General features: G+C 73.3%; 21 protein-coding genes. 5 read left to right on the top strand and 16 right to left on the bottom strand.

Features of this window, described 5'->3' with window-relative positions; all coding sequences use genetic code 11:
• Nucleotides 1–25 precede the first annotated feature (25 nt).
• From cydD to hisC, 10 genes are all read right to left on the bottom strand, one after another.
• Complete coding sequence (cydD, locus tag ACIOFR_RS25175; RefSeq protein WP_401001212.1) at nt 26–3,502, bottom strand: thiol reductant ABC exporter subunit CydD; 3,477 nt, start codon at nt 3,500–3,502, stop codon at nt 26–28.
• A 49-nt stretch (nt 3,503–3,551) separates the two neighbouring features.
• Entirely contained in the window at nt 3,552–4,571 is a 1,020-nt protein-coding gene (gene cydB, locus ACIOFR_RS25170; RefSeq protein WP_401001035.1) for a cytochrome d ubiquinol oxidase subunit II, read from the bottom strand.
• A 13-nt stretch (nt 4,572–4,584) separates the two neighbouring features.
• Nucleotides 4,585–6,126: a cytochrome ubiquinol oxidase subunit I gene (locus tag ACIOFR_RS25165; RefSeq protein WP_401001032.1), complete on the bottom strand. Its 1,542-nt coding sequence runs from the start codon at nt 6,124–6,126 to the stop codon at nt 4,585–4,587.
• Nucleotides 6,127–6,498: 372 nt separating this feature from the next.
• Entirely contained in the window at nt 6,499–8,178 is a 1,680-nt protein-coding gene (locus tag ACIOFR_RS25160) for a sensor histidine kinase (protein WP_401001030.1), read from the bottom strand.
• On the bottom strand, nt 8,138–8,941 hold the full coding sequence (locus ACIOFR_RS25155) for a response regulator transcription factor (protein ID WP_401001027.1): 804 nt from the start codon (nt 8,939–8,941) through the stop codon (nt 8,138–8,140). Before ACIOFR_RS25155 ends, ACIOFR_RS25160 begins: the two co-directional genes overlap by 41 nt.
• A gap of 95 nt (nt 8,942–9,036) precedes the next feature.
• A complete protein-coding gene (locus ACIOFR_RS25150; RefSeq protein WP_401001024.1) occupies nt 9,037–9,696 on the bottom strand; it encodes a hypothetical protein in 660 nt (219 codons plus the stop codon).
• Nucleotides 9,697–9,728: 32 nt separating this feature from the next.
• On the bottom strand, nt 9,729–10,916 hold the full coding sequence (locus tag ACIOFR_RS25145) for an ABC transporter permease (RefSeq protein ID WP_401001021.1): 1,188 nt from the start codon (nt 10,914–10,916) through the stop codon (nt 9,729–9,731).
• An 11-nt stretch (nt 10,917–10,927) separates the two neighbouring features.
• The gene (locus ACIOFR_RS25140) at nt 10,928–11,701 is read right to left on the bottom strand and encodes an ABC transporter ATP-binding protein (RefSeq protein WP_401001018.1); all 774 of its coding nucleotides are present in this window, start codon (nt 11,699–11,701) and stop codon (nt 10,928–10,930) included.
• A complete protein-coding gene (locus tag ACIOFR_RS25135; protein ID WP_401001015.1) occupies nt 11,701–13,098 on the bottom strand; it encodes an efflux RND transporter periplasmic adaptor subunit in 1,398 nt (465 codons plus the stop codon). The genes ACIOFR_RS25140 and ACIOFR_RS25135 overlap by 1 nt, the downstream gene beginning before the upstream one ends.
• A 255-nt stretch (nt 13,099–13,353) precedes the next feature.
• Nucleotides 13,354–14,472: a histidinol-phosphate transaminase gene (hisC, locus tag ACIOFR_RS25130; protein WP_401001210.1), complete on the bottom strand. Its 1,119-nt coding sequence runs from the start codon at nt 14,470–14,472 to the stop codon at nt 13,354–13,356.
• 302 nt (nt 14,473–14,774) lie between these two features.
• Here hisC and ACIOFR_RS25125 point away from each other — a divergent pair, with 302 nt between their 5' ends.
• The 3 genes from ACIOFR_RS25125 to ACIOFR_RS25115 all read left to right on the top strand — a co-directional run bounded on the left by ACIOFR_RS25125 (nt 14,775) and on the right by ACIOFR_RS25115 (nt 18,507).
• Nucleotides 14,775–15,932 (top strand): LacI family DNA-binding transcriptional regulator, encoded by a 1,158-nt coding sequence (locus ACIOFR_RS25125; RefSeq protein ID WP_401001012.1) that lies wholly within the window; start codon nt 14,775–14,777, stop codon nt 15,930–15,932.
• Between the two features lie 467 nt (nt 15,933–16,399).
• The gene (locus ACIOFR_RS25120; protein WP_401001209.1) at nt 16,400–17,407 is read left to right on the top strand and encodes a metallophosphoesterase; all 1,008 of its coding nucleotides are present in this window, start codon (nt 16,400–16,402) and stop codon (nt 17,405–17,407) included.
• Nucleotides 17,408–17,640: 233 nt separating this feature from the next.
• The gene (locus ACIOFR_RS25115; RefSeq protein ID WP_401001009.1) at nt 17,641–18,507 is read left to right on the top strand and encodes a hypothetical protein; all 867 of its coding nucleotides are present in this window, start codon (nt 17,641–17,643) and stop codon (nt 18,505–18,507) included.
• A 27-nt stretch (nt 18,508–18,534) separates the two neighbouring features.
• Here ACIOFR_RS25115 and ACIOFR_RS25110 read toward each other — a convergent pair whose 3' ends face one another.
• The 3 genes from ACIOFR_RS25110 to ACIOFR_RS25100 all read right to left on the bottom strand — a co-directional run bounded on the left by ACIOFR_RS25110 (nt 18,535) and on the right by ACIOFR_RS25100 (nt 19,824).
• Nucleotides 18,535–19,170 carry a hypothetical protein gene (locus tag ACIOFR_RS25110; RefSeq protein ID WP_401001007.1) on the bottom strand — a complete coding sequence of 212 codons (636 nt, stop codon included), beginning with the start codon at nt 19,168–19,170 and terminating at the stop codon, nt 18,535–18,537.
• A 93-nt stretch (nt 19,171–19,263) separates the two neighbouring features.
• Entirely contained in the window at nt 19,264–19,431 is a 168-nt protein-coding gene (locus ACIOFR_RS25105) for a hypothetical protein (RefSeq protein WP_401001005.1), read from the bottom strand.
• Nucleotides 19,432–19,467: 36 nt separating this feature from the next.
• Complete coding sequence (locus ACIOFR_RS25100; RefSeq protein WP_401001003.1) at nt 19,468–19,824, bottom strand: PRC-barrel domain-containing protein; 357 nt, start codon at nt 19,822–19,824, stop codon at nt 19,468–19,470.
• 142 nt (nt 19,825–19,966) lie between these two features.
• Here ACIOFR_RS25100 and ACIOFR_RS25095 point away from each other — a divergent pair, with 142 nt between their 5' ends.
• The gene (locus ACIOFR_RS25095) at nt 19,967–20,218 is read left to right on the top strand and encodes a hypothetical protein (protein ID WP_401001000.1); all 252 of its coding nucleotides are present in this window, start codon (nt 19,967–19,969) and stop codon (nt 20,216–20,218) included.
• A gap of 42 nt (nt 20,219–20,260) precedes the next feature.
• Here the strand turns inward: ACIOFR_RS25095 and ACIOFR_RS25090 are convergent, their stop codons facing one another.
• Nucleotides 20,261–20,785: a DUF5994 family protein gene (locus ACIOFR_RS25090; protein WP_401000997.1), complete on the bottom strand. Its 525-nt coding sequence runs from the start codon at nt 20,783–20,785 to the stop codon at nt 20,261–20,263.
• A gap of 437 nt (nt 20,786–21,222) precedes the next feature.
• Nucleotides 21,223–22,890, bottom strand: coding sequence for an ice-binding family protein (locus tag ACIOFR_RS25085; RefSeq protein WP_401000994.1), 1,668 nt, complete (start codon nt 22,888–22,890; stop codon nt 21,223–21,225).
• A gap of 416 nt (nt 22,891–23,306) precedes the next feature.
• Between ACIOFR_RS25085 and ACIOFR_RS25080 the strand changes: the two genes are divergently transcribed.
• Nucleotides 23,307–23,741 carry a hypothetical protein gene (locus ACIOFR_RS25080; RefSeq protein ID WP_401000991.1) on the top strand — a complete coding sequence of 145 codons (435 nt, stop codon included), beginning with the start codon at nt 23,307–23,309 and terminating at the stop codon, nt 23,739–23,741.
• Nucleotides 23,742–23,895: 154 nt separating this feature from the next.
• On the opposite strand, the gene ACIOFR_RS25075 is transcribed toward ACIOFR_RS25080, so the two are convergent.
• Nucleotides 23,896–24,042, bottom strand: a complete 147-nt coding sequence (locus ACIOFR_RS25075; RefSeq protein WP_401000989.1) for a thiamine biosynthesis protein ThiC — start codon at nt 24,040–24,042, stop codon at nt 23,896–23,898.
• Between the last annotated feature and the right edge of the window lie 591 nt (nt 24,043–24,633).

The following is a 24,633-nucleotide window of genomic DNA, read 5'->3' as shown; positions in this document are numbered from 1 at the left end:
TAATTTGTGCCCTTTGCGGCGATCCTCAGACCACCGCCATCAGAGTGTCGGCCTGCCGCTCCCGCGCGCGCAGGGCGTTCAGGCGGCTGTCCGGGCGGGCCGCCAGCTCGGACCAGCCGCCGCGCTCGACGACCCGGCCCCGGTCCAGCACCAGCACCTCGTCGACGGTGTGCTCGTCCAGGCCGGCCAGCCGGTGGGTGATCAGCAGGGTGGTCCGGCCGGCGGTGGCCGCCAGCAGGTCGGTGGTGAGGGCGTCGGCGGTGGGCAGGTCGAGGTGTTCGGCCGGCTCGTCCAGGATCAGCACCGGGAAGTCGGCGAGCAACGCCCGGGCGAGCGCGAGCCGCTGGCGCTGGCCGCCGGAGATCCGGGCGCCGTGCTCGCCGACCATGGTGTCCAGGCCCTCGGGAAGGGTGTCCACCCAGTCCAGCAGCCGGGCCGAGGCGAGGGCCGCCCGCAGCTCGGCCTCGGTGGCGGTCGGACGGGCGAGCCGCAGGTTCTCCCGCAGCGAGCTGTCGAAGACGTGGGCGTCCTGGGCGCACAGGCCGACGACGCGGCGGACCTCGTCGCCGGCGGCCGCGCGACTGTCCACAGCCTGTGGACGGCCGGCGCCGAGGGTGACGCTGCCGGACCGCTGGTCGAGGAAGCGCAGCAGCACCTGGGCGAGCGTGGTCTTGCCGGAGCCGGACGGGCCGACCACGGCGATCCGGCGGCCCGCCGCGAGGTCCAGGTCGAGGCCGGCCAGCGCGTCCTCGCTCTGCCCCGGCCAGCGGGCGGTGAGGCCGCGGACCGCGAGCGGCAGCGGCCGGGCGGGGAGCGGCCGCGGCTCGGCGGGCTCGGCCACCGGTTCGGCCGCGGCCGGCAGCTCGTCCAGCCGGGCCCGGGCGGCGCGGCTGCGCTCGCGGAACCGTACGGCGGTGGGCATGCCGGCGACCGCCTCGAAGGCGGCCAGCGGGGTGAGCACCACCAGCGCCAGGCACACCCCCGGCAGTGCCCCGGCGCCCACGGCGTGCACCCCGGCGGCCGCGGTGGCGGCCACCGTGAGGCCGGTGACCAGGGCGGTCAGGCCCGCCGAGAGCCCGGCGCCGGCCGCGGACCGGGCGGCCAGCACGGTCAGGCGCCGGTCCGCGGCGCGGGCGGTGTCGAGCCGGGCCGGCAGCGCACCGGCCACCGTCAGCTCGGCCGTGCCGGTCAGGGTGTCGACCACCGCGACCGCCAACGCGCCCCGGGCGGGCGACTGCTGACGCTCCGCCCGGCCGGAGAGCCGGGTGGCCAGGGCCGGGACGGCGGCGCCGGCCAGCAGCAGCCCGAGGACGAGCAGGGCGCCGGCCACCGGCAGGAACGCCGCCAGCGCGGCGGAGGCGGCCAGCGAGACCAGGACCGCGACGGCCGCGGGCAGCCGCCAGCGCAGGTAGTGGTCCTGCACCGCGTCCACGTCGGAGACCAGGCGGGCCAGCAGGTCGCCCCGGCGGAAGGCGGGCAGGCCGGCGGGGGCGAGCCGCTCCAGCCGGCCGTACACCGCGGCGCGGACCCCGCCGAGGGCCTTGAGCACCGCGTCGTGGGCCACCAGCCGCTCGGCGTAGCGGAAGACGCTGCGGCCGATGCCGAAAGCCCGGACGGCGGTGACGGCCATCATCAGGTACAGCACGGGGGGCATCTCGGAGGCCCGGGAGATCAGCCAGCCGGAGGTGGCCATCAGGGCGACCGCGCAGCCGAGCGCGAGCGAGCCGAGCAGGACGGCGAGGGCCAGCCGGGGACGGGTCGGCGGGTCGGCGGGGGCCGGCTCGTCCACCGCCGCGGCCACCGGCACCGAAGCCGGGGCCGCAGCCGGGGCCGCGGCGGGCGGCGGGGTCACGGCGGGCGGCGGGGCCGCGGCGGGGGCCGCGGCCGGGCCGGGCAGGTGCACCCGGTGGTCGGCGGCCGCCAGCAGCGCCGGGCGGTGGGCGACCAGCAGGACCGTCCGCCCGGCGCCGAGCGCGCGCACGGCGTCGACCACCGCGGCCTCGCTGGCGCCGTCCAGGTGGGCGGTCGGCTCGTCGAGCAGCACCAGCGGGCGGTCCGCCAGGAGCGCCCGGGCGATGGCGATCCGCTGCCGCTGGCCGGCGGAGAGCCCGGAGCCGCCCTCCCCGAGGACGGCGTCCGGCCGGGCGAAGTCCTGGGCGTGGGCGGCGGCGAGCGCCTGCGCGACCTGCCGGTCGGTGGCGTCCGGCCGGGCGAGCCGGACGTTCTCCGCGACGGTGCCGGCGAACAGCTGAGGGTGCTGTGGCACCCAGGCGATCTGCCGGCGCCACTCGGCCGGGTCGAGCTCGGCCAGGTCGTGGCCGCCGACCCGCACGGTGCCGGCGGTGGGCCGGGTGAAGCCCAGCAGGACGGAGAGCAGGGTGGACTTCCCGGCGCCGCTCGGGCCGGTGAGCGCGGTGGTGGTGCCCGGTCGGAGGGTGACCGAGACGCCGTCGAGGGCGGGGGCGGCCCGGCCGGGGAAGTCCACGGTGACGCCGTCGAGGGTGATCTCCGCCCCGGCGAGCGGCGGGACCGGGCGGGTGCCCTCGGCCGGCCGCGGGGTCTCCAGCACCTCGAAGATCCGGCCCGCGGCGGTGAGTCCCTCGACGCTGGAGTGGTAGAGCGCGCCGACCTGCCGGAGCGGCAGGTAGACCTCCGGGGCGAGGACCAGCACCAGCAGGCCGGTCTCCAGGTCGAGGGTGCCGTCGACCAGCCGGAAGCCGACCGAGACGGCGACCAGGGCGACCGAGAGGGTGGCGAGCAGTTCCAGCGCGAACGAGGAGATGAAGGCGATCCGCAGGGTCCGCAGGGTGGCCCGGCGGTACTCGTCGGTGATCCGGGCGATGGTGCGGGCCTGGGCCTTGGCCCGGCCGAAGACCTTCAGGGTGGGCAGCCCGGCGACCACGTCCAGGAAGTGGTGCGAGAGCCGGGCCAGGCCTTCCCACTGCCGGTCCATCCGGGTCTGGGTGGCCAGGCCGATCAGCACCATGAAGAGCGGGATCAGCGGCAGGGTGGCGGCGATGATCGCGGCGGAGCGCCAGTCGGCGCCCAGGATCCGGGCCAGCACCACCGCCGGGACGACCACGGCCAGGGCGAGCTGGGGGAGGTAGCGGGCGAAGTAGTCGTCCAGGGCGTCGATGCCGCGGGTGGCGAGCGCGGTGAGCTCGCCGGTGCGCCGGCCCGCCAGGTAGGACGGGCCGAGCGCGGTGGCGTGGTCGAGCAGCCGGCGCCGCAGGGTGGACTTCACCCGGGCCACCGAGCGGTGCGCGGTCAACTCGGTCAGCCAGGCGACGGCCGCCCGGCCGGCGGCGACCGCGACGAGCCCGAGCAGCGGGGCGGTGAGCTCCTGGTCGCGGTCCTGGAAGGCCCGCACCACGACCTCCGCGATCAGGCCCGCCTGGACGACCACCAGGACCGCGCCCACCCCGCCGAGCAGGACGGATCCGGCGAGGAAGGCCCGGGTGGTGCGGGCGTACCGGAGCAGCCGCGGGTCGACCGGGCGCATGCGCTGCTGGGGCTCCATCGGTTCCGCCTCCTCGGTGGGTGGTCGGCTGTCAGTGGCCGGGGTCGGCGGGGACGGCGGCCGGGATGTGCTGGACGCCGATCCGCTTGCGGAACACCCAGTACGTCCAGCCCTGGTAGAGCAGCACGATCGGGGTGAACACGGCCGCCACCACGGTCATCACCTTGAGGGTGTACGGCGAGGAGGAGGCGTTGGAGACGGTCAGCGACCAGGCCGGGTCGAGGGTGGAGGGCATCACGTCCGGGAAGAGCGCCAGGAAGAGCATCCCCACGGCGGCCACCACGGTCAGCCCGGAGAGCACGAACGCCCAGCCCTCCCGCCCGATCCGGTTGGCCGCCAGGGAGCCGAGCAGGGCGGCGACCGCGACGACGAGCGCGGCGAGGCTCCAGGCGTTGCCCCGGTGGGCCTGGGTCCAGACCAGGAAGACCAGGGCGAGGACGGCGGCGGCCAGCCCGAGGCCGAGGGCCTGGGCGCGGGCGCGTTCACGGATCCCGCCGACCGTCTTCAGGGCGGCGAACACGGCGCCGTGGAAGGTGAACAGCACCAGGGTGACCAGGCCGCCGAGGAGCGCGTACGGGTTGAGCAGGTCGCCGAGGGTGCCGACGTAGTTCTTGTCCCGGTCGATGTCGACGCCGTGCACGATGTTGGCGAAGGCCACGCCCCACAGGAAGGCCGGGATCAGCGAGGTCCAGAAGATCGCCAGCTCCCAGTTGCGCTGCCAGCGCTCCTCGGTGCGCTTGGCGCGGTACTCGAAGGCGACCCCGCGGACGATCAGGCACACCAGGATGGCCAGCAGGGGGAGGTAGAAACCGCTGAACAGGGTGGCGTACCAGTCCGGGAAGGCGGCGAAGGTGGCACCGCCCGCGGTGAGCAGCCAGACCTCGTTGCCGTCCCAGACCGGGCCGATGGTGTTGATCAGGACCCGGCGCTCGGTGGTGTCGCGGGCCAGGGTTCTGGTGAGGATGCCGATCCCGAAGTCGAAGCCCTCCAGGAAGAAGTAGCCGATCCACAGGACGGCGATGAGGACGAACCAGAAGTCGTTGAGGTGCATGCTCGTTCCGTCCTCAGTACGCGAAGGCGAGGGGCTTGTCGGCGTCCTCGTCCGAGGACGGGCCGCGCAGGGTCGGGTCCTTGGCCGGCGGCCGCTCGGAGGTGACCGGCCCGGCCTTGGCGTACTTGACCAGCAGCCGGACCTCGATCACCGCGAGCACCGCGTAGAGCGCGGTGAAGGTGGCGAGGGCGCCGATCTGGAGGCCGACGGAGACGTTGGGGGAGACCGCGTCGGAGGTGCGCATCAGGCCGAAGACCACCCAGGGCTGCCGGCCCATCTCGGTGAAGACCCAGCCGAAGCTGTTGGCGACCAGCGGGAAGCCCATGGTGAGGATCCCGATCCGCCAGCTCCACCGGGTCAGGAACGGGCTGAACTCGCGGTTCCTGGTGAGCATCAGCTTCGGCGGCTCGTCCTCGCCGGTGCGGTGCTCGGGTGCCAGCCAGAACTTCCGCCGGGTGGTCCACAGCCCGATCAGGGCGGCCGTGAAGGAGGTCATCCCGAAGCCGATCATGAGGCGGAAGCCCCAGTAGGTGACGAAGATGTTCGGGATGTAGTCGGCGGGCTGTCCGCCGTAGCGGGCGGCCTCGGCGGCGGCGGTGTCGTTGATGCCCGGGACGGGCGAGCTGAAGTCGCTGTTGGCGAGGAAGGAGAGGATCCCGGGGACCTCCAGCTCGACCGAGTTGTGGCCCTCGTTGACGTTGCCGACCGCGAAGATCGAGAACGGTGCCGGGTCCTGGGTGTCCCAGAGCGCCTCGGCGGCGGCCATCTTCATCGGCTGCTGCTCGAACATCACCTTGGCCAGGCTGTCGCCGCTGACCGCCGTGCCCAGGCCGCCCAGCACCGCGATCACCAGGGCGACCCGCAGCGAGGTGCGCATCGCCGCGGTCCTGCGGCGGTCGGCCTCCTTGCCGCGCTTGGCCCGCCACAGGTGGTACGAGGAGATCCCGACCATGAATGCGGCGCCGGTCAGGAAGGCCGCGGTGAGGGTGTGGAAGACCTGGACCAGCGTGGTGTTCTGGAACAGCACCTGGCCGATGTCGGTGAGCTGGGCCTTGCCGGTGGCCGGGTCGACGCGGTAGCCGACCGGGTGCTGCATCCAGGAGTTGGCGGCCAGGATGAAGTAGCCGGACAGGACGGTGCCGATCGCGACCATCCAGATGCAGGCGCAGTGGATCCGCTTCGGCAGCCGCTCCCAGCCGAAGATCCACAGGCCGATGAAGGTGGACTCGAAGAAGAAGGCGATCAGCGCCTCCATCGCGAGCGGCGCGCCGAAGACGTCGCCGACGAAGCGCGAGTAGTCGGACCAGTTCATGCCGAACTGGAACTCCTGGACGATCCCGGTGACCACGCCCATGGCGATGTTGATCAGGAAGAGCTTGCCCCAGAACTTGGTGGCGTGGAAGTACTTCTCCCTGCCCGTCCGCACCCAGGCGGTCTGCAGCCCGGCCACGATCGCGGACAGGCTGATCGTCAGCGGGACGAAGAGGAAGTGGTAGACGGTGGTGACTCCGAACTGCCACCGCGCGATGGTCTCGTGAGCGATTGCTAGCTCCACTGCGCCCTCTCTCTGCTCGACCTGCCCTGATCCGTCACGTACCGGACGAAACGCGCGACCGGCACGCAATCACGACGAGCCGGGCAAAGCTTGCTCGCTTGTGAACGTGAACACGTTCACAAGCTCAGTATCCAGCATGCTTATCCGCGCTCGAACAGGGGGGTGGGTGTCCGACGACCGCACCGGTCGGACCGATCATCCGGCCAGGCCGGGGGCCGGGCAACCGGCCGCGGACGGGAGCCCGGGCCGCGCCCCCTGCCGTTCTGCACCTTGACAGCGCCCGCGCCGCGCCTCCCCGGCGCGCAGAGCAGACCACCGGCGCGCGGTACGGATCGCCGGGTACGTGGCCCCGGTCGCGCTGCAGCGCACCCCTCAGCGCTGGTGCGGCAGCTGGACCCGGAAGGACGCGCCCCGGCCGGGCGCCGAGTCGAGGGTGAGCGCGCCGCCGTGCGCGTGCACCAGCGCCGAGGCGATGGCGAGGCCGAGCCCGGCGCCGCCGCCTTCGAGCCGGCTGCGGGACGCGTCGACCCGGTAGAACCGTTCGAACACCTGGGCCGCCTGACCGTCCGTCAGCCCGGGGCCCTGGTCGACGACCTCCAGCAGGCACCGGCCGTCGGCGGTGCCGACACCGATCCGGACGGCGGTGCCGGCCGGGGTGTGCCGCACCGCGTTGCCGACCAGGTTGGAGACCACCTGACGGAGCCTGGCCTCGTCGCCGAGCACCGGCGCGGGCTGCGGCGCACCGGCGCCGTCCGGGCCGGTGAGCGCGACCGGACGGCCGGGGTCGAGCGCCGTCAGGTCGTGCAGCGCGTCGGCGGCCAGGGTCCGCAGGTCCATCGGCGCCAGGTCGAGCGGACGTTCCTCGTCCAGCCGGGCCAGCGTGAGCAGGTCCTCGACCAGGCCGCCGAGCCGGATCGCCTCGGTCTCGATCCGGTCCATCGCCCGGTCCACGTCCCGCAGGGCGCCCATCCGGTGCAGTTCGGCGAAGCCCCGGATGCCGGCCAGCGGGGTGCGCAGTTCGTGCGAGGCGTCCGCCACGAAGCGCCGCATCCGTGCCTCGGAGGCGGCCTGCGCGGAGAACGCGGCCTCGATCTGGCTGAGCATCCCGTTCAGCGCCGCCGACAGCCGGCCGATCTCGGTCCGCTGCCCCAGGTCGGGCATCCGGTGCGAGAGCTCGCCGGCGGCGATCCGCTGCGCGCCGCGTTCGATCTGCCGCAGCGGGCGCAGCCCGGCCCGGACGGCGAAGGCGCCGAGGCCGGCGATCCCCAGCAGGACCGCGCCGCCGATGGTCAGGAAGGTCGTCCGCAGCCGGGCCAGCACCGCGTCCACGTCGTCCAGCGAGACGGCGACCATCAGGTAGCCGGGAGCGGAGAAGTCGGCGCTGTCGGCCGCCGCACCACCGCCCTGACCGCCACCGCCACCGGTGCCCAGGCCGCCGCCCGAGCCGCCGCCCGAGCCGCCGCCCGGGCCGCCACCACCCGGCCCGCCGCCGCCCGCGCCCCGCTGCAGCGGCAGGACGAGCACCCGCCAGCTGCCCGTGCCCTGCTCCCCCGGCACCGTGAAGCCGTCGCCGCCGTGCGCCGAGATCGCCGCCGGGGTCAGCCGGGCGACCTTCGGCAGCGGGTCGGAGTCGTCGATCGGCTGCCGGAAGACCTCCTGCACCGCGCCGTCCGCACCGAGGTACTGGACCACGTACTGGCTCGGCAGGAAGGGCCCCGGCCGCCGGCCGCCCGCTCCGGTGCCGTCGCCCTGCCCGAGCCTCGGCCCGGACCGCGGCCCCGTCGGCGCGCCGGGCAGGCCGCTCAGCGGGCCGTTCGTCCGGCCGGGGGACCGGTGGGTGAGCGGCTGGGCGAACCGTTCCAGCTGCTGGTCGGCCCGGTCCACCAGCTGGACCTTGACCGCCCCGAGGACCAGGGTGTCGCTCACCACCAGCCCGGTGGTCACCAGCAGCAGGGCCAGCACCAGCAGCCGGGCGCGGAGCGAGAGCCGGGCGACGGCGCGCACCTCGGCGTCAGCCCTGGGGCGGGCGGCGCAGGGCGTAGCCGATGCCACGGACGGTGTGGATCAGCTTGGGGCCGTGCGCGGCGGTGCCGGAGTCGAGCTTGCGGCGCAGGTAGGAGATGTACGACTCGACGATGGAGAGGTCGCCGCCGAAGTCGTACGCCCACACGTGGTCGAGGATCTGCGCCTTGGAGACCACCCGGCCGACGTTGGCCATCAGGTAGTGCAGCAGCTTGAACTCGGTCGGCGAGAGCGAGACCGGCACGCCGCCCCTGGTCACCTCGTGCGCCAGCGGGTCGAGGGTGAGGTCGGAGACCACCAGCCGGCCGTCCTCGGCCGGGCCGCCGGCCCGCCGCAGGATGGCCCGGATCCGGGCGATCAGCTCCTCCAGGCTGAACGGCTTGGTGACGTAGTCGTCCGCGCCGACCGCCAGGCCCTGGACCTTGTCGCCGGTGCCGTCCTTGGCCGTGAGGAACAGCACCGGGACGTGCTCGCCGCCCTGCGGCCACTGGGTCTGCTCGCGCAGCCGCTGGACGACCGCGAAGCCGTCCAGATCGGGCAGCATGACGTCGAGCACCACCAGGTCGGGGCGCTCGGCCGCGACGGCGGCGATCGCCTCCTCGCCGGTGGCGGCCGAGGCGACCCGGAATCCGGAGAACCGCAGCGAGGCCGAGAGCAGCTCCCGGATGTTCGGCTCGTCGTCCACGACCAGCAGAAACGCCTCACCCGAGGTCGTGCCCGCGACCGGGCCGCCGGCCGGCTGTGCTGTCCCTGACACGGTGATCCGCCTCCCGGTCGGTCGATGGTTGCTCATCGGACGATAGCCCGGGGAGGCTATGCGCGGTTGATGAAGGTTGGATTAAACCTCCGCGGGAACCGTTCTGGCCAACTCCGCAGCGTGTCCCGGGCTCAGTTGTTGGTTCCCGGAGCCGCGCCCGTACCACCACCGGCCGCGCCGCCGCGGCCGCCGAAGCCGCCCGGGAAGCCGCCGGCCGCGCCCTCGGTCAGCTGGGTGGCCGTGAAGCCGCCGTCGGCCGCCTTGCTGCCGACCACGGTGACGGTCTGGCCGGGCTGGAGGTCCGCGACCTTGCCCTCCTTGTTGACCGTGACCTTGGTGGCGTCGCCGGTGGTGACCTTGACGGTGTTGCCGGCCGCGTCGGTCAGGTAGACCGTGGTGCCGTCCACCTGCTTCACGGTGCCCCGGGTGAAGCCCCCGCCCTGGCCGTTTCCGCCCTGGCCGCCGTTCTGGCCGTTGCCGCCCTGCCCGTTGCCGCCCTGGCCGCCCTGGCCCGGGTACTGCCCGTTCTGGCCGCCGCCGCGGCGTCCGCCGGGCTGGCCGTTCTGCCCGGGGCCGCCGGCGGCCGCGCGCTGGCCGGAGCGGGCCGGCCCGTTTTCCTTCTGGTACCAGACACCGCCGGCGAAGGACAGCGTGGCTATCACGCAGCCGGCCAGGACCAGGGTCGGCCAGGGCAGCCTGCGACGCGGCGGGGCGGCCAGTTCGGCGGTGACGTCGCGGGCGTCCGGCGCGGTGGCCAGCAGCTCGGCCGGGTTCTCGTGCTCACTCGACATGGTGGGTCAACTCTCCTGATCCGTCTGGGGGTTCACTCGTGACGCAGGGCGTCGATCGGGCGCAGCCGGGCCGCCCGGTTGGCCGGGTAGCTGCCGAAGAACAGGCCGATCGCCACCGCGATCGCGAAGGCGCCGAGCACCGACTCGGGGATCACCACCGGCTTGATGCCGACGATGCTGAAGTGCGAGCCGAACAGCCCGGCGAGCACCCCGAGGCCGGCACCGAGCACCGAGAGCAGCGTCGATTCCATCAGGAACTGGCCGAGGACGACCGCGCGGGGTGCGCCGAGCGCCTTGCGGATGCCGATCTCCTTGGTCCGCTCGGTGACCGTCACCAGCATGATGTTGGTGATCCCGATCCCACCGACCAGCAGCGAGATCGCCGCGACCGCGCCGAGCAGCACGGTGAAGGTCTGGGTGGTGCTCTCCCGGGCGGTGAGCAGGGAGGCCTGGCTGCTGATCCGGAAGTCGGCCTTGGCCGGGTCGGCGATCGCGTGCGTGCCGAGCAGGATCCGGCTGACGTCGTTCTGCGCCTCGGTGGTCTGCTCGGCCGAGGCCGCCTGCACCAGGATCTGGTTGACCGATCCGAAGCCGGTGAAGGCGTTCTGCACGGTCGGCAGCGGGGCGATCACCACGTCGTCCGGGTCGTTGAAGCCGGTGCTGCCCTTGGTCTGCAGCACCCCGACCACGGTGAACGGGGTCGAGCCGACGGTGATCCGCTTGCCCACCGGGTCCTCGGTGTCGAACAGCTGCTTGGCCGTGGTCGAGCCGATCACGGCCACCTTGCGGGAGCCGAGCACGTCGTCGTTGGAGAAGTAGTCGCCGTGCGCGACCTTCTGGTTGGCCGTCTCGAAGTACGCCGGGTAGGTGCCGACGATCGAGCCGGGCTGGTACGAGACGTTGCCGTACAGCGCGGTGGCGGTCGCCGTGACCACCGGGGCGACCGACTTGATGGCCGGGGCGTCGGTGGCCGTGGCGAGCGCCTTGGCGTCCTCCACGGTGAGCTTCTTGGCGGCGGTGGCGGCGCCCCGGGCGCCGCTGGCGGAGACCGTCAGGGAGTTGGTGCCGAGCGCGGTGATGGAGTCCTTGACGGCGACCGAGGAGCCGTTGCCGACCGCCAGCAGGATGATCACCGATGCGACGCCGATCAGCACCCCGAGCATGGTGAGCGCCGAGCGCACCTTGTTGGCCGCCAGCCCGCCCAGGGCGAACCGGAGCATCTGCCAGAGCATCACCCGCCCACCCCCACGCCGAGCGCCGGCGGCGGGCCGGCCACCTTCGCCTGCCGGACGTCGCCGACGATCGCGCCGTCCACCAGCCGGACGACCCGCTTGGCGTGCCGGGCGACCTCGTCCTCGTGGGTGATCAGCACCACCGTCCGGCCGGCGGCGTTCAGACCGTCGATGATCGACAGCACCTCCTCGGTGGAGTGGCTGTCGAGGTTTCCGGTGGGCTCGTCGGCCAGCAGCATCGCGGGCGCGGTGACCAGCGCACGGGCCACCGCCACGCGCTGCTGCTGACCGCCGGAGAGCTGGTTGGGCTTGTGCCCGGCCCGCTCGGCCAGGCCGACCAGGGAGAGCGCGGCGAGCGCCCGGCGCCGGCGTTCGGCGGCGCGCACGCCCGCGTAGGCGAGCGGCAGTTCCACCTGCGCGAGCGCCGTCGTCCGCGGCACCAGGTTGAAGGACTGGAAGACGAATCCGATCTTCCGGTTGCGGACCAGCGACAGTTGGCCCTCGTCCAGGTGCCCGACGTCGATGCCGTCCAGCAGGTAGCGGCCCGAGGTCGGCACGTCGAGGCAGCCGAGGATGTTCATCAGGGTCGACTTGCCCGAGCCCGAACTGCCCATCACCGCGACGAAGTCGCCCTGCTCGATGTCGAGGCTGACGCCCAGCGGCTCCCCGCCCGGCCCGGACGGGCCGCGCAGGGCGTGCACGACGGCGTCGCCGTGGCCGTACGACTTGATCACCCGGCGGATCTGGATCACCGGGGGCTGCTGCTCGGTCATCAGCCGCGGCCTCCGCCGCCGCCGGTCCGAGCACCGCCGGCACCGCCCGCGCCACCGCCCGTACCGCCGAAACCGCCGGTGCCCACCCCGCCCGCGCCACCGGCGCCGGGGAACCGGCCGCTCGGGAACCCGTTGCCGGTGCCGGCCGTGGTGCTGGTCAGCTCGACCTGGTCGCCCTCGGCGAGGCCGTCCACCACCTGCACGGTGGCGTCACCCTCGACGCCGACGGTCACGGTGACCCGCTCGGTGCTGCCGTCCTGGTGCACCACGGTCGCCGTCCGGCCGGTGCCGGTGCCGGCCAGCGCGGCGGTCGGCACCGAGAGGGCGTTGTCCGCCTCGCCGGTGACCACCGAGATGGTCGCGCTCAGGCCGGTCCGCAGCTTGCTGGTGTCACCGCTGATCTGCAGCGTCGCGCCGTACTGGACCGCGCCGGACGAGCCGCTGGACGCGTTCGGCAGCGAACTCACCGACAGGACGGTCGCGGTGAGCTTGGTGTCGGACTGGGCGTTCAGCGTGACGGTGGCCGCCTGGCCCTTCTTCAGCTTCAGCGAGTCCAGCTCGGAGAAGGCCGCGGTGACCTGCATCCCGGTCGGGTTGGTGAGCACGATGAAGCCGCTCGGGGCGGTGCCGGTGGAGGTGCTCGACTTGGTGGAGCTGCCGGTGGAGGAGCCGCCGCCGGAGTTGCCGGTGGAGCCCGACCCGCCGGAGCCGGAGACGGTGTCGCCGACCCGGGCGCCGATCGAGGCCACCGTGCCGTCGCCGGCGGCGGTGAGCGTGGTGCCGGCCAGGGCCGCCCGGGCGTTGCTCAGGGTGGTCTCGGCGGTGTCGACCTGCTGCTGGGCCTGCGCCACCTGGGCCTGGTCCACCTTGGTGGTGGTCACCGTGGTGGTCTGCGGCGCGGGGGTCGCGGCGGCGCCGGACTGCCCCTGGCCGCTGCTGGCGCCGCCGGAGCGTCCGGCGCCCGAGGAGCTCTGGGACGGCAGCTGCTTGGTGGTCGTCACGGTCTCGCCGGCCTCGGCCTTGGTCAGGTTGGCCTGGGCGGTGGTGAGCGCCGAGGTGGCCGCGTTCACCTGTTGCTGGGCGGCCGTGGTGTCGACGGTGGCGAGCACCTGGCCCGCCTTCACCGTGTCACCGACGGCCACCTTGATCGACGTGACCTTGCCGCCGGTGGTGAAGTCGAGGCCGGAGTCGGAGGGCGAGGCCAGGGTGCCGGAACCGGACACGGTGGCCAGGACCGTGCCCTTGGCCACCGTCGCGGTGCGCACCCCGGTCTTGCCCGCGGCCGAACTGGTGCCGCTGTCCAGGGTGGTGTACGCCAGCGCGGCCCCGCCCAACAGGGCCACCGCAAGCGCGGAGTTGAGGAGGACGGCACCACGCCGTCGCGGGAGGACCTTCATGCCGCACAGCTTCGCCCCGCGCCCTTTCGGGATCCTGGACCCGGGCTGGGAGCTTCCTGACCACGGGAAGTCGGGAAAACCGCCAGATATGCGGCCCTCGGGGGCTGCGCCCTACCGGAAGCAGACCAGGGGTTGGCCGAGCTCCCAGCGAACTCCCAGCGGTTCCCGGTCGGCTCCTCACATCGTGCGGGCGCGCCGGGCCGCGGGGACGCGAAGGGGCGGGCGCCGCCGTCGGCCCCCGCCCCCGCCGACCGCCTACAGCTCCTCGCGGAAGGCCTCCGCCGCCGCCAGGAAGATGTCGTTGCCGGCCACCTCGCCGATGGTGATCCGCACGCCGTCCCCCTGGAAGGGGCGCACCACGACACCCGCGGCGCCGCAGGCCGCGGCGAAGTCCAGCGCGCGGTCGCCCAGGCGCAGCCAGACGAAGTTGGCCTGCGAGTCGGCGAGCGTCCAGCCCTGGGCGGTCAGCGCGGCCACCACCCGGGTGCGCTCGGCGACCAGCGCCTCGACCCGCTCCAGCAGCTCGTCCTCGGCCCGCAGCGAGGCGACGGCCGCGTCCTGGGCGATCTGGCTGACGCCGAACGGCACCGCGGTCTTGCGCAGCGCGGTCGCCACCGGCTCGTGCGCGACGGCGAAGCCGACCCGCAGCCCCGCCAGGCCGTACGCCTTGGAGAAGGTGCGCAGCACGCAGACGTTGGGGCGGTCGCGGTAGAGGTCGAGGCCGTTGGGCACCCGCTCGTCGCGGATGAACTCGATGTAGGCCTCGTCGAGCACCACCAGGATCCCGGTGGGCACGGCGTCCAGGAAGCGCACCAGCTCGTCGCGGCGGATGGCGGTGCCGGTGGGGTTGTTGGGGTTGCAGACGAAGATCAGCCGGGTCCGGTCGGTGATCGCCGCGAGCATCGCGTCGAGGTCGTGCTCCTCGGTCGCGGTGAGCGGCACCGGCACGGGGGTGGCACCGGCCACCTGGGTGATGATCGGGTAGGCCTCGAAGGAGCGCCAGGCGAAGATCACCTCGTCGCCGGGGCCGGCCGTGGAGAGGACCAGGGACTGCGCGACGCTGACCGAGCCGGTGCCGGTGGCGATGTGCTCGGCCGGGACGTCGAAGCGGCGGGAGAGCTCCTCGGTGAGGCCGGTGACGGCCATGTCCGGGTAGCGGTTGAGCGACCCGGCCGCGGCGACGGCGGCCTCCAGCACGCCGGCCAGCGGCGGGTAGGGGTTCTCGTTGGAGGACAGCTTGTACGCGTCGGCGCCGGCCGGCTTGCCGGGCCTGTAGGTGGGGATGCCGTCCAGGCTCGGCCTCAGCCGAGGACCCTGCGCTGCCGTTCCGCTCACGGTCGTCTCCGTTCTCTCCAGCCGCCAGGCTGCGGCCATCAGATCGCGTGCGTACGGGATCGCCGACACACGCAGTCCTCGGTACGCACCCGCACCACCCCGGTCGGGTGCCCTGAACGATACCCACCGCGCTCACCCGTAGGGGTGAGATGCTCGTTCGGGTTACGGGTGCAGATCAGCCATTCTGCCGGGTTCCAATGGCACATGTCAGAGGTAAGACGGCCGGATCTGGAGAGGTATCGAAGGGGGCTGTTCGGGCGCACTCAGGAAGAAACGTATCTTCATCAATGAGTAGTGAACCGGTCACGCAGTGGCGTCACGAGCCATACGATCGGTCCGCCATGACAGCAGCAGCCAACCAGAGCGGTCGGCGACCCACCGCCTCGCGGCGTCTGGAGCGGGCCGGCATCCGGGACGTGGCGGCAGCCGCCGGAGTGTCGATCACCACGGTCTCCGACGCCCTGAACGGTAAGGGCCGCCTGCCCGACGAGACCAGAAGCCGGGTGCGCGAGGTCGCCGAGCGCCTCGGATACCGACCCTCCGCCGCCGCCCGGACCCTGCGCACCGGCCGGTCCGGCCTGATCGGACTGACCGTCACCACCTACGGCGAGGAGCCCTTCACCTTCACCGAATTCGCCTACTTCGCCGAGATGGCCCGCGCCGCCACCAGCGCCGCCCTCAGCCGCGGCTACGCCCTGGTGGTCCTGCCCGCCTCCTCCCGCCACGACGTCTGGAGCAACATCGCCCTCGACGGCACCGTGGTGATCGACCCGCCCGACCAGGACCCGCTGGTCAGCGAGCTCTACCGGTCCGGCGTGCCGGTGGTCAGCGACGGCAAGCCGGGCAACTGCCCGGTGACCGCCTGGGTGGACAACGACCACGAGGCCGCCGTGCTCGGCATCCTCGACCACCTCTCCGAGGCCGGCGCCCGCCGGATCGGCCTGCTCACCGGCACCAGCACCGACACCTACACCCGGCTCTCCACCGACGCCTACCTCGGCTGGTGCCACCAGGTCGGCCAGGAACCCGTCTACGAGGCCTACCCCGCCCACGACCCCGCCGCCGGCGCGCTCGCCGCCGACCGGCTGCTGGCCCGTCCGGACCGTCCGGACGCGGTGTACGGCCTGTTCGACCCGAACGGCACCGACCTGCTCGCCGCCGCCCGCCGGTACGGCCTGCGGGTGCCGGACGACCTGCTGCTGGTGTGCTGCAGCGAGAGCGACGTGTACGCGGGCACCGAACCGCCGATCACCACCCTCTCGCTCAAACCCCGGCGGATCGGCACCACCGTGGTCAACCTGCTCATCGACGCGATCGAGGGAGTCGACTCGGGCACCGGTTCGGACAGCGGGCGGCTCTTCCCGCCCCGGTTCCGCACCGCCGGGACGGGCCCGCCACCGGGCACCCTGATGCCCACCGAGCTGATCGTCAGGGCGTCCTCGGAGCGCCGCAGCCCGCGGACCACCGTCAGCCCGCCCCGCCCTTCCGGCGAGGTGTGACGGCCGCCCGGCCGGGTACGGCGGCTCGCGGCGGAGGGTCTGCGGCGGGCCGGTGCTCCGTATCCGGCCGGTGATCCGGGCCGGTCCGGCCACGTGGTCCGGACCACTACAGAAGGGGGCGGACCGGGCAGTCGGGACCGCCCGGAGGACGTTCGGACGAATTGGATACCGACCAGGTGAGGACGCCGGGAGAGTGGTCTTCCTATGATGGGCGAATGACACCCGAGGACCGCTTCCCCGGGCCTGAACTGCCCGACTCAGGCCCCCACCGCCAGCAGGACCTCGACGTGCTCCCGTACGGCTCCTACTACGAGCCCGCCGAACCACCGGCCGGCCACCCGTTCGAGCAGACCTACAGCGGATTCGGCGGCGCGCGCTACCTGGAGCAGCACTGGCCGACCCCCGGTCAGCTCGCCGGGGAGCAGCAGGCCGTGGCCGTCGGACCGGTGCCCGGCCACTACGCGCCGATGGGCCCGTACGAGGGCGGATACGCGCCCGAGTACAGCGCGGCGCCCGAGTACGCCACCGCGCCCGAGTACAGCGCCGCGCCCGAGGCCGCACCCGCCGCGCCGCAGTCCGAGGACCCGCCGACCATCGAGCTCGGCCCGCCCGTCCCGGACGCCGTCCCCGAGGTCCACTTCCCGTACCCGCAGCCCGAGCCCGGCGAGGCCCCCGGCCCGCTGTACGTGATCGGCGACGTGCACGGCTACCTGGACGAGCTGCTCGCCGCGCTGCACCAGCAGGGGCTGATCGACGACGACGGCCACTGGGCCGCCGGCCGCTCCCGGGTCTGGTTCCTCGGCGACTTCACCGACCGCGGCCCGGACGGCATCGGCGTGATCAACCTGGTGATGCAGCTGGCCGCCGAGGCCGCCGCCGCCGGGGGCTACTGCCGGGCCCTGATGGGCAACCACGAACTGCTCTTCCTGGGCGCCGCCCGCTACGGCGACGAGCCCGTGCAGTCCACCGCCGGCACCGCGTCCTTCCTCGCCGCCTGGCGGCTCAACGGCGGTCAGCAGCACGACCTGGAGCGGCTGGAGCAGCACCACATCAGCTGGCTCTCCCGGCTTCCCGCGATCGCCATCGAGGACGGCCACCTGCTGCTGCACTCCGACACCACCGCGTACCTGGAGTACGGCCAGTCGATCGCCGAGGTCAACGACGCCGTCCACGTGGTGCTCGCGGACGAGGGCATCGACGAGTGGTGGGACTGCTTCCGCAAGTTCACCAAGCGGTTCGCCTTCCGCGGGCAGTCCGGCCCGCTCGCCGTCCACGAACTGCTCGACGCCTACGGGGGCTACCGGGTCGTGCACGGTCACAGCCCGATCCCGTACCTGACCGGGGTGGACCAGGCCGACGACGCGCCGCCGCACGTGCCGGGGCCGTACATCTACGCCGACGAGCTGGCCATCGCGATGGACGGCGGGGTCACCATGGAAGGCCGGCTGCTGGTGGCACGACTGCCGCTGAACTGACAGGATGTCCGCTCCGGTGTGCCACAACTGAACAACTCTCCTGCGCTGCCGAGCTGCTGACGGTACTGAAAATCCGGAAACCTACTGTCAGCGCCGGCTCGCCGCCCCCTACCATCGAGGCACCACGTGAGGCCCCTCGCCCGGCCGCCGGCACCGGTTCCCGCCCCGGCGGCCCGGCGCGGCAGGCCCGCGCGGACCATCCACCTCCGTGACTCCAGCGGAACGGGGTACCCATGAGCAACGCCCCGCACCTGCTCGCCGAGGACCGTCCGGACTTCCTCCGGATCCTCGACGAAGCACTGCGCGACGGATCCGTCCTCCAAGCCCTGCGCGCGCCCGGCCCGCACCTCAACGCCGAGCAGCTGCACACCAAGGCCGTGCTCGCGGCGGCCGAGATCGCCTCCGCGGCGGCCGCCGAGTACCGGCACTACGTCGACCTGCGCGAGGCCCTCGCCGTCCCGGGCCGGGACCGGGCCGGAACCGGGCCGGGCGCGACCGCCGGGACCGGGGCGGGCGCACCCGCCGGCCCGAACCCCGCGCTCGGGGAGGGCGCCGGGCTGTTCCCGGTGCTCACCACGCTCGCACCCCTGCTGGCCGGGGGCGGCGGTGTCATCCTGCTGCTGCTCGGCTACTCGGTCCGGGCCACCTACTCCGACCTGGCCCTGGGCCACACCCTGGTGACGGCCGGCTGGGTCGCCGTCGTCATCGCGCTGGCCGCGCTGCTGATCGGCGGCGCCGGCCTGCTGCTGACGGCCCGTCGGGACGGTGCGTCCACCCCGGCAGGCCAGGACCCGCAGCTGCACGCCGATCTGGCCGAGGCCCGCCGCGTCTGGCACACCGCCCTGCGCGAGCGCGCCGTCATCCCCTACCTGCTCGCCAACCTCGACTCCGAACCCGCGCTCTCCCCGCAGCCCGGCGGCCGGCCCGTCCCGCCCGAACTGCTCAGCCCCGGCTACAGCAGCGCCCGCTACTCCAGCCCCGGATTCTCCAGCCCCGGTGTCGAGGGCGTCACCGACCCGCAGGGCCGGCGGCCGCGGCCCGCCGAGTTCACCGGCCCGGGCTACACCTCACCCGACTTCACCGGCCCCGACGAGGTCTGAACGGCTCCGGCCCGGGAGCCGAGCAGGTCAGAACGCCCGGCCGCCGTGCTGCGGGCAGCCGGGGCTGCGGTGGACGGCGTGCCGCCCCGCGGCGTCGTCCAACCGGTACTCCCACGGCGCCCCGGGCGCCGGTCTGCGCAGGAAGAGCAACTGGTTGACCCCGTGCGAGAGCCGGGCCCGGTACTCCTCGACCACCGGGCCCCCGTCACCGACCAGCTCGGACGCCACCCCCTCGACGAAGCAGAGCGGGCACCCCTCGGTGAGCCGCACGCTCCGCGACCCCGTCCCCGGCGGCACCTCCTCGACCAGGAGGTTCCCGTTCGGCACCACCGCCAGCATCATCACCACCCGCCCGGTCGACTCCTGCGCCGCGGCCACCAGGTGCCGGAGCCCGTCCGGGGTCACCACCCGTACCCGGACCACCTTGACCAGCACGACCAGGATCTCCAGCAGCGCCAGCCCGAGCACCCCGTACGCCGCCGGAACGAACCAGCCCGGCCCGGAGCCGTGGCCCTGCCACAGCGCTGCCCCGCTCCACAGCAGCAGGGCCAGCAGCGGCCCCATCCTGATCCCCCGCACGAACAGGAACCGCAGCAGCGAGACGAGCAGCATCACCGGCAGCAGAACGACCCAGACGGCGTGCGCGACCGCACCGACATCCATGGCTTCCCCCCGGGTCGGACCCGACTCAGGAAGGGGATGCCCGGTCCGCCCGGCGGTCAACCTGACCGCAGACCGGCCCGCGCGCCGGCCGGCTCAGCGTCCGGGGCTCCGCCCTCCGCTCCGGAACCGACCACCGGCCAGGACCAGCGCGATCACCAGGACACCGATGCCGATGAACAACAGGTAGAGCAGCCCGTCCGCGACAACGCCGATCAGGCCGAGGACGATCGCCACGATGATCAGGAACAGCACCAGCACCATCTCGGGGTCTCCTTCCCGTCCCGCGCCGCCCGGGCCCTAGCGCCGCGCCAGGCGGCGCTCGCCGCCCCCGCCCTGGGCGTACTCCAGCTCGTAGTGGGCGAAGACCGCCGGCTCGTCCTCGGCCGGCAGCTCGCCGTCGGTCTCGATCGCCGGCGCGTTCTTGACCTGGTTCTTGGAACGGGCGACCCGCAGGTAGCCCGGCCCCACCAGAGCGTCCGCGAGCGGGACGAACACCAGCCGGCGGCGCGTGGGCAGCCCGACCGTGACGGTGGCGAACGAGGGCAGGTCGGTCGCGGTGTCGACGTACACGGCCTCCAGCGTGCCGATCTTGTGGCCGTCGACGTCGACCACGTCGTGACCGCGCCATTCCCGGATGTCAGCCGCTTCGAACATCAGCAACCTCCGACGTCGGTGAGCGTCTCCCATCGTCCCACCGGGGCGACGACCGCACCCGCCGGGCCACCGGTCGCCGCCGGGACGCCGGGCTCGTACGGTCGTGTCCTGGAGGCGGGGCCCGTCGGCGAAGGAGTCCGGGATGCGGCAGTACCGGTGGACACTCGACACCCAGGACGACGACGGCAACTGGTCCGAGCGGCGCGACGCTCCCGTCCCGAACCCCCTGGACTACGACGGACCGCCCCAGAAGGCGGCCAACCACCTGCGGGACGTGTTCGTGCGCACGCTCTCCACACCGGCTCCGGGCCCCCGGGCGATCAGGGTGCGGACCTGGGAGGGACACCTGGCCGTCGGCGAGCCCCACGCCGAAACGGAGTGGTCCCGCGAGTGACGGGCGCTCGGGCGCCGCGCCCGAGCAGGTCAGGAGCGACGCCTACACGGGCGCGGGCCACGTCTCGGCACGTGTCCGGGCCACGCCCGCGCGACGGTCGGCCGCACTCGGCCCCGCGGCGGGCGCGGCGGCGGAGGGCAGGAAGTCGGCGCGGACCTCCCGCTCCGAAGCCCTGTCCTTCCCGCCCCCGAGCAACGCGCTCGCGGTCCGGGAGCCGGCCGGGTCGGCCGCTTCCGCCATCAGGCGAGCGGCGTCGAGCGCGTCCGTCGCCGGCGGTACGACCAGCAGTTCCAGGAGGGGCGGTGCGTACGAGCACACCATGATCGTGTGTTCGTCCTGCTCCGTGGTGAACCAGCCGACGTGGACGGTGTGCCCCTCGACCGGGACCCGCCGGGGGATCTCCGGCCACTGCGCGGGGTTCACCGTGATCCGGGTGACGCGGCCCCAGCGCTGGTCCAGTTCCGCCACCAGGGAGGGGATCTCGCTGAGAAGGTCGCGCGAACGGGGCCACCAGGCGCCGTCCAGGCGGCCGGGGCGCACGCCGTCGGGCGTCAGCGACAGCCGCACGGGCCGTCCCGGAGGCGGCGGAGCGATTGCGCGTTCGAAGGTCACAGTCATGATGGACGACCTGACTCCGAAACCGGTCGAACCCGGCTCCGGTCTAGCCTCTCGCCGGAGACGACGCCAGTGTCGGGTGCCGGCATGCGAAGTGCCTTCGGTACTTCCCAGGGTACTCCGGAGTAGCCCGGGCCGGCTCGGATCCCTCGGCGCATGCGCGGCGCCGCGGGGGCGGTCCCGGCTCAGCGAAGCCCTGAGCCTCCGGACCAGTGGTCCGGAGGCTCAGGGTCTGCGCACGAGCGCCCTCGTCGGCCCGATCGAGGCTGCCGCCGCCGATCACGGACGCGGCAGCCGCACCTGACGGAGGCCGGACGCTTCCGCGCCCCTACCTCGTCCTCAGGATCGCCGGTGCGACCGCGCACGGCGATCAGGCCACGGGCCCTCGGCTAGTGCCGGCGGCCGAATCCACCACCGCTGTTCCTTCTCACCATGATGACGAGGAGTGAACCACCTGCGGCGAACAGGATCGCGGCCATGGCCGCGATACCGGTGACCGGGCTGTCTCCCGTCTCCGCAAGACCGTGGGCACCGCCCTTCGACGGCGGGGCACCCGAGGGTCTGCCGGACGGAACACCCTGCGAGGGGCTCTTCGTCGGCTGACCGTGGTCGCCCTGCCCCTGGTCGCCCTTCCCGTGATCGTCTCCGCCGTGGTCGCCGCCCTCGTGACCGCCACCGCCGTAACCGCCACCCTCGTGACCGCCACCGCCGTAACCGCCACCCTCGTGACCGCCACCGCCGTGACCGCCACCCTCGTGACCGCCGCCGCCGTGACCGCCACCCGGCCCGGCAGGGCCGGCGGGACCGGCAGGACCAGCAGGACCAGCAGGACCGGCGGGACCGGCAGGACCGGAGGGACCCGGGGCGCCGGGGGAGCCGGGCGCGCCGGGAGCGCCGGGAGCACCGGGAGCGCCGGGAGCACCAGGAGCGCCAGGCACACCGGAAGCGCCAGGAGCACCGGGGGAGCCGGGAGCACCGGGAGCACCGGGAGCACCGGGAGCACCGGGGGCACCGGGGGAGCCGGGGGCACCAGGAGCACCAGAAGCGCCGGGGGCGCCGGGGGCACCGGGGGCACCGGGGGCACCGGGGGCACCGGAAGCGCCGGGGGCACCGGGAACGCCAGGGGCGCCGGGAACGCCGGGAGCACCAGGGGCGCCGGGAGCACCGGGAGCGCCGGGAGCGCCGGGAGCACCGGGAGCGCCGGGAGCGCCGGGAGCACCCGCCGGGCCGCTAGGGCCGGGGGAACCCGTCGGTCCGGGGGGACCGCTCGGTCCGGGAGGTCCGCTCGGTCCGGGCGGACCGACGGTGCAGGCGGCCCGGGTGATGGTGTTGGTGTCCAGGGTGACCGCGCCGTTGCGGGCCAGGGCACGGCCCTCGATCACGGTGCCGGTCTGCGCCGCGATCGACGTGAGCGCAAGGATGTTGCCCTTGAAGAAGGAGTTGGTCCCGATGGTGGCCGAACTCCCCACCTGCCAGAACACGTTGCAGGCCTGCGCGCCGTTGATGAGGCTGACGTTGCTCGCCGAGCCCGTGATCAGGGTGGAGGCGATCTGGAAGATGAAGACGGCGCTGGGGTCGCCCTGGGCATCGAGCGTCACGGTGCCGTTGAGCGCCAGCGACGACGTGGACTTGTAGACACCGGACGTCAGGGTCAGCCCGACGAGGTCACCGGAGACGAGCGCGGTGGGTGCCCGGCCGGCGGCGTCGTTGTAGGCGATGACCAGGTCGGACTGGGCCTGGAGGGCCTGGGCGTCGGCGACGTGCTGCACCCCGTTGAGGATCCCGGGCGGGAAGCCCGTCACCGACGAACCGGGGCTGAGGCCCAGGTCGCCGTTGATGACGCTGGGGCCCGTGTTGGTGACCGTCGAACCACCGAGGACCGCGTAGCTGGTGTCGGTCCCCAGGGTCACCGGGGCCTGCGCCGCGTGGGCGGGCTGCGAGATCAGCGTCGTCGTCGCCAGTAACGCCAGTCCTGGCACGAGGTAGAGGGCTTCCTTGAACCGGGTGCGTCTACGCCCGCTGTCGGGAGGGGCGGACAGGGTGACATCCACTGCCATGGGACAGGACCTTTCGTGCCGCTGTGGGACTCGGCGATCCGCGGGGATTCCGAGTGGCTGTGGGTGGGTTCCGATCGGACTCCTTGCCCTGGCGACCACGCCGGCGCCTCTCGGCATTCGCCCCGAGGAGAGGTCGCGTAGCAGCTGCTCACCAGGCTTGTGATGGATCGTCACCCAACCGCTTACATGCCAATGGCACCATAGGATCGGATGCTTATTAAGAATCCAAATGAGTGGTGTCGCGGCAGAATTCCTGCTCTTTCACCCATCCGGCCCCGGCGTGGCGCCGACCACTCGCCGAGCGCGGGCAATCCCACATTGATCGTGCACGATGGTGGAATACCCATGAATCGCCGCATACGTCCGAGCCGGGGAACTGCCGCATCGTTTTTGCAGTTCGTTTCGTTGGGCCGGACATGAACACCCTGACGAATCTGCGTGGTGACATGCCGAGCGCTCCCTGGGACGGCGGCACCGGCACGGTGGCCGAACGCTGCCGCGCAGCGGGCGGCCTGATCAGGACGTCGCTGGGCGAGCTGCGCCAGGAGCTCGGTTACGGGCGCCTCGGCAGACACGTCCTGGCGGAGGTCGCGGAGAGCCTGACCGCCGACGGGCTCGGCTGGTTCCCGGCCTGGCGGTTGTCACCGAAGCAGAACGACGAGCCTCACAAGAACCAGGAGTTGTGGGTGTACGCCCGGGACGGCGGCCTGCGGTGCCAGATCATCGGTGTCGTCCAGGCCCCCGACTCCTGCGACGTCCCGTCCGTCCTGAACGGTCTGCTGGTCGGCCGCCCCCAGGGACTCTCCGCCGAGGCCAAACTGGGCCTCATCCGCGAGATCCTCGGCAACTGATCACGCACGCCGCGACGGCGGCCAGGCCGGGCCGGGTCAGAACGTGGACCGTTCCGCGGGCCGGAAGCCGGTGGTAGGGCGGTCGAGTGCTGAAGCGGGGCTCTGGGAAGGCCCTCTCCTCCTCCCAGAGCCACGCTGTCTCACAGGCCAAGCCTCAGTCGGCCTGCGGGAGGTGGACCCGGTTGCCGTGGGCCGCGCACTCCTCGGACTCAGCCTTCATGCCGGCTACGACCGCCTCGGCCTGGTCGACGGCCGTGGAGCCCTCGCCGTGTTCGGCGCGGATCTGCTGGGAGATCTTCATCGACGACAACTTCAGCCCCCAACCAGCACTTGGCGAGCCCAGTACCAGCGCGTGAACGCAGCAACGCCCAAGCCGGCGTCGACCGCGTGGTGCAGCACCCGGGGCGGGCCGTCCCCGGCTCCTACCTGTCGGAAATCTTCGCCGCGCGGGACCACCATCGGCGTGCTGATCCGGAACGGTGCGGGCCATCGAGTACACCCTCGGCAGCGAGGGCACTGTCTTCGCATCGTCCGCCGTCACGTCACCGGGCAGGCGGCGCTTTCCCCCCTCCGGACTCACCAGGGCCACCACCCGGAGCATGCGTGAGATCACCGAACGACTCCTGCCCCAAGGCGGTTGAGATCCACCCCCCGTCATCGAACGCAAGATATCCAACTGGGCGCTCAAACGAGCCGAACACCACAACCCGTCCCGGTCACCCGCACCGACCGTGCACCTGGTCGCACCGACCAAGGCCCACTCCAAACGCCACAGAGCTCCTAAATCAGCGGCATTGGGCTAGAAGGCTCGTGAAGATCTTGCTGAGGGGCTGTCTGGCTGCGGGCCGGGCGGCCCCTTCTGGTTATGCGCTGGCGGGGGTGAGGTGCCAGG

This window comes from Kitasatospora sp. NPDC088346 (assembly GCF_044740765.1).
Classification (GTDB): domain Bacteria; phylum Actinomycetota; class Actinomycetes; order Streptomycetales; family Streptomycetaceae; genus Kitasatospora.
Note: the sequence above shows the minus strand (reverse complement) of the source record. Positions and strands in the feature narration are given on the sequence as shown.

Coding starts and splice junctions, on each gene's coding strand:
- cydD (WP_401001212.1), bottom strand. CDS start 3,502: ATGCGCCCGGTCGACCCGCGGCTGCTCCGGTACGCCCGCACCACCCGG.
- cydB (WP_401001035.1), bottom strand. CDS start 4,571: ATGCACCTCAACGACTTCTGGTTCGTCCTCATCGCCGTCCTGTGGATC.
- ACIOFR_RS25155 (WP_401001027.1), bottom strand. CDS start 8,941: ATGAGCAACCATCGACCGACCGGGAGGCGGATCACCGTGTCAGGGACA.
- ACIOFR_RS25150 (WP_401001024.1), bottom strand. CDS start 9,696: ATGTCGAGTGAGCACGAGAACCCGGCCGAGCTGCTGGCCACCGCGCCG.
- ACIOFR_RS25145 (WP_401001021.1), bottom strand. CDS start 10,916: ATGCTCCGGTTCGCCCTGGGCGGGCTGGCGGCCAACAAGGTGCGCTCG.
- ACIOFR_RS25140 (WP_401001018.1), bottom strand. CDS start 11,701: ATGACCGAGCAGCAGCCCCCGGTGATCCAGATCCGCCGGGTGATCAAG.
- ACIOFR_RS25135 (WP_401001015.1), bottom strand. CDS start 13,098: ATGAAGGTCCTCCCGCGACGGCGTGGTGCCGTCCTCCTCAACTCCGCG.
- hisC (WP_401001210.1), bottom strand. CDS start 14,472: ATGGCCGCAGCCTGGCGGCTGGAGAGAACGGAGACGACCGTGAGCGGA.
- ACIOFR_RS25125 (WP_401001012.1), top strand. CDS start 14,775: ATGACAGCAGCAGCCAACCAGAGCGGTCGGCGACCCACCGCCTCGCGG.
- ACIOFR_RS25120 (WP_401001209.1), top strand. CDS start 16,400: ATGGGCCCGTACGAGGGCGGATACGCGCCCGAGTACAGCGCGGCGCCC.
- ACIOFR_RS25115 (WP_401001009.1), top strand. CDS start 17,641: ATGAGCAACGCCCCGCACCTGCTCGCCGAGGACCGTCCGGACTTCCTC.
- ACIOFR_RS25110 (WP_401001007.1), bottom strand. CDS start 19,170: ATGGATGTCGGTGCGGTCGCGCACGCCGTCTGGGTCGTTCTGCTGCCG.
- ACIOFR_RS25105 (WP_401001005.1), bottom strand. CDS start 19,431: ATGGTGCTGGTGCTGTTCCTGATCATCGTGGCGATCGTCCTCGGCCTG.
- ACIOFR_RS25100 (WP_401001003.1), bottom strand. CDS start 19,824: ATGTTCGAAGCGGCTGACATCCGGGAATGGCGCGGTCACGACGTGGTC.
- ACIOFR_RS25095 (WP_401001000.1), top strand. CDS start 19,967: ATGCGGCAGTACCGGTGGACACTCGACACCCAGGACGACGACGGCAAC.
- ACIOFR_RS25085 (WP_401000994.1), bottom strand. CDS start 22,890: ATGGCAGTGGATGTCACCCTGTCCGCCCCTCCCGACAGCGGGCGTAGA.
- ACIOFR_RS25080 (WP_401000991.1), top strand. CDS start 23,307: ATGAACACCCTGACGAATCTGCGTGGTGACATGCCGAGCGCTCCCTGG.
- ACIOFR_RS25075 (WP_401000989.1), bottom strand. CDS start 24,042: ATGAAGATCTCCCAGCAGATCCGCGCCGAACACGGCGAGGGCTCCACG.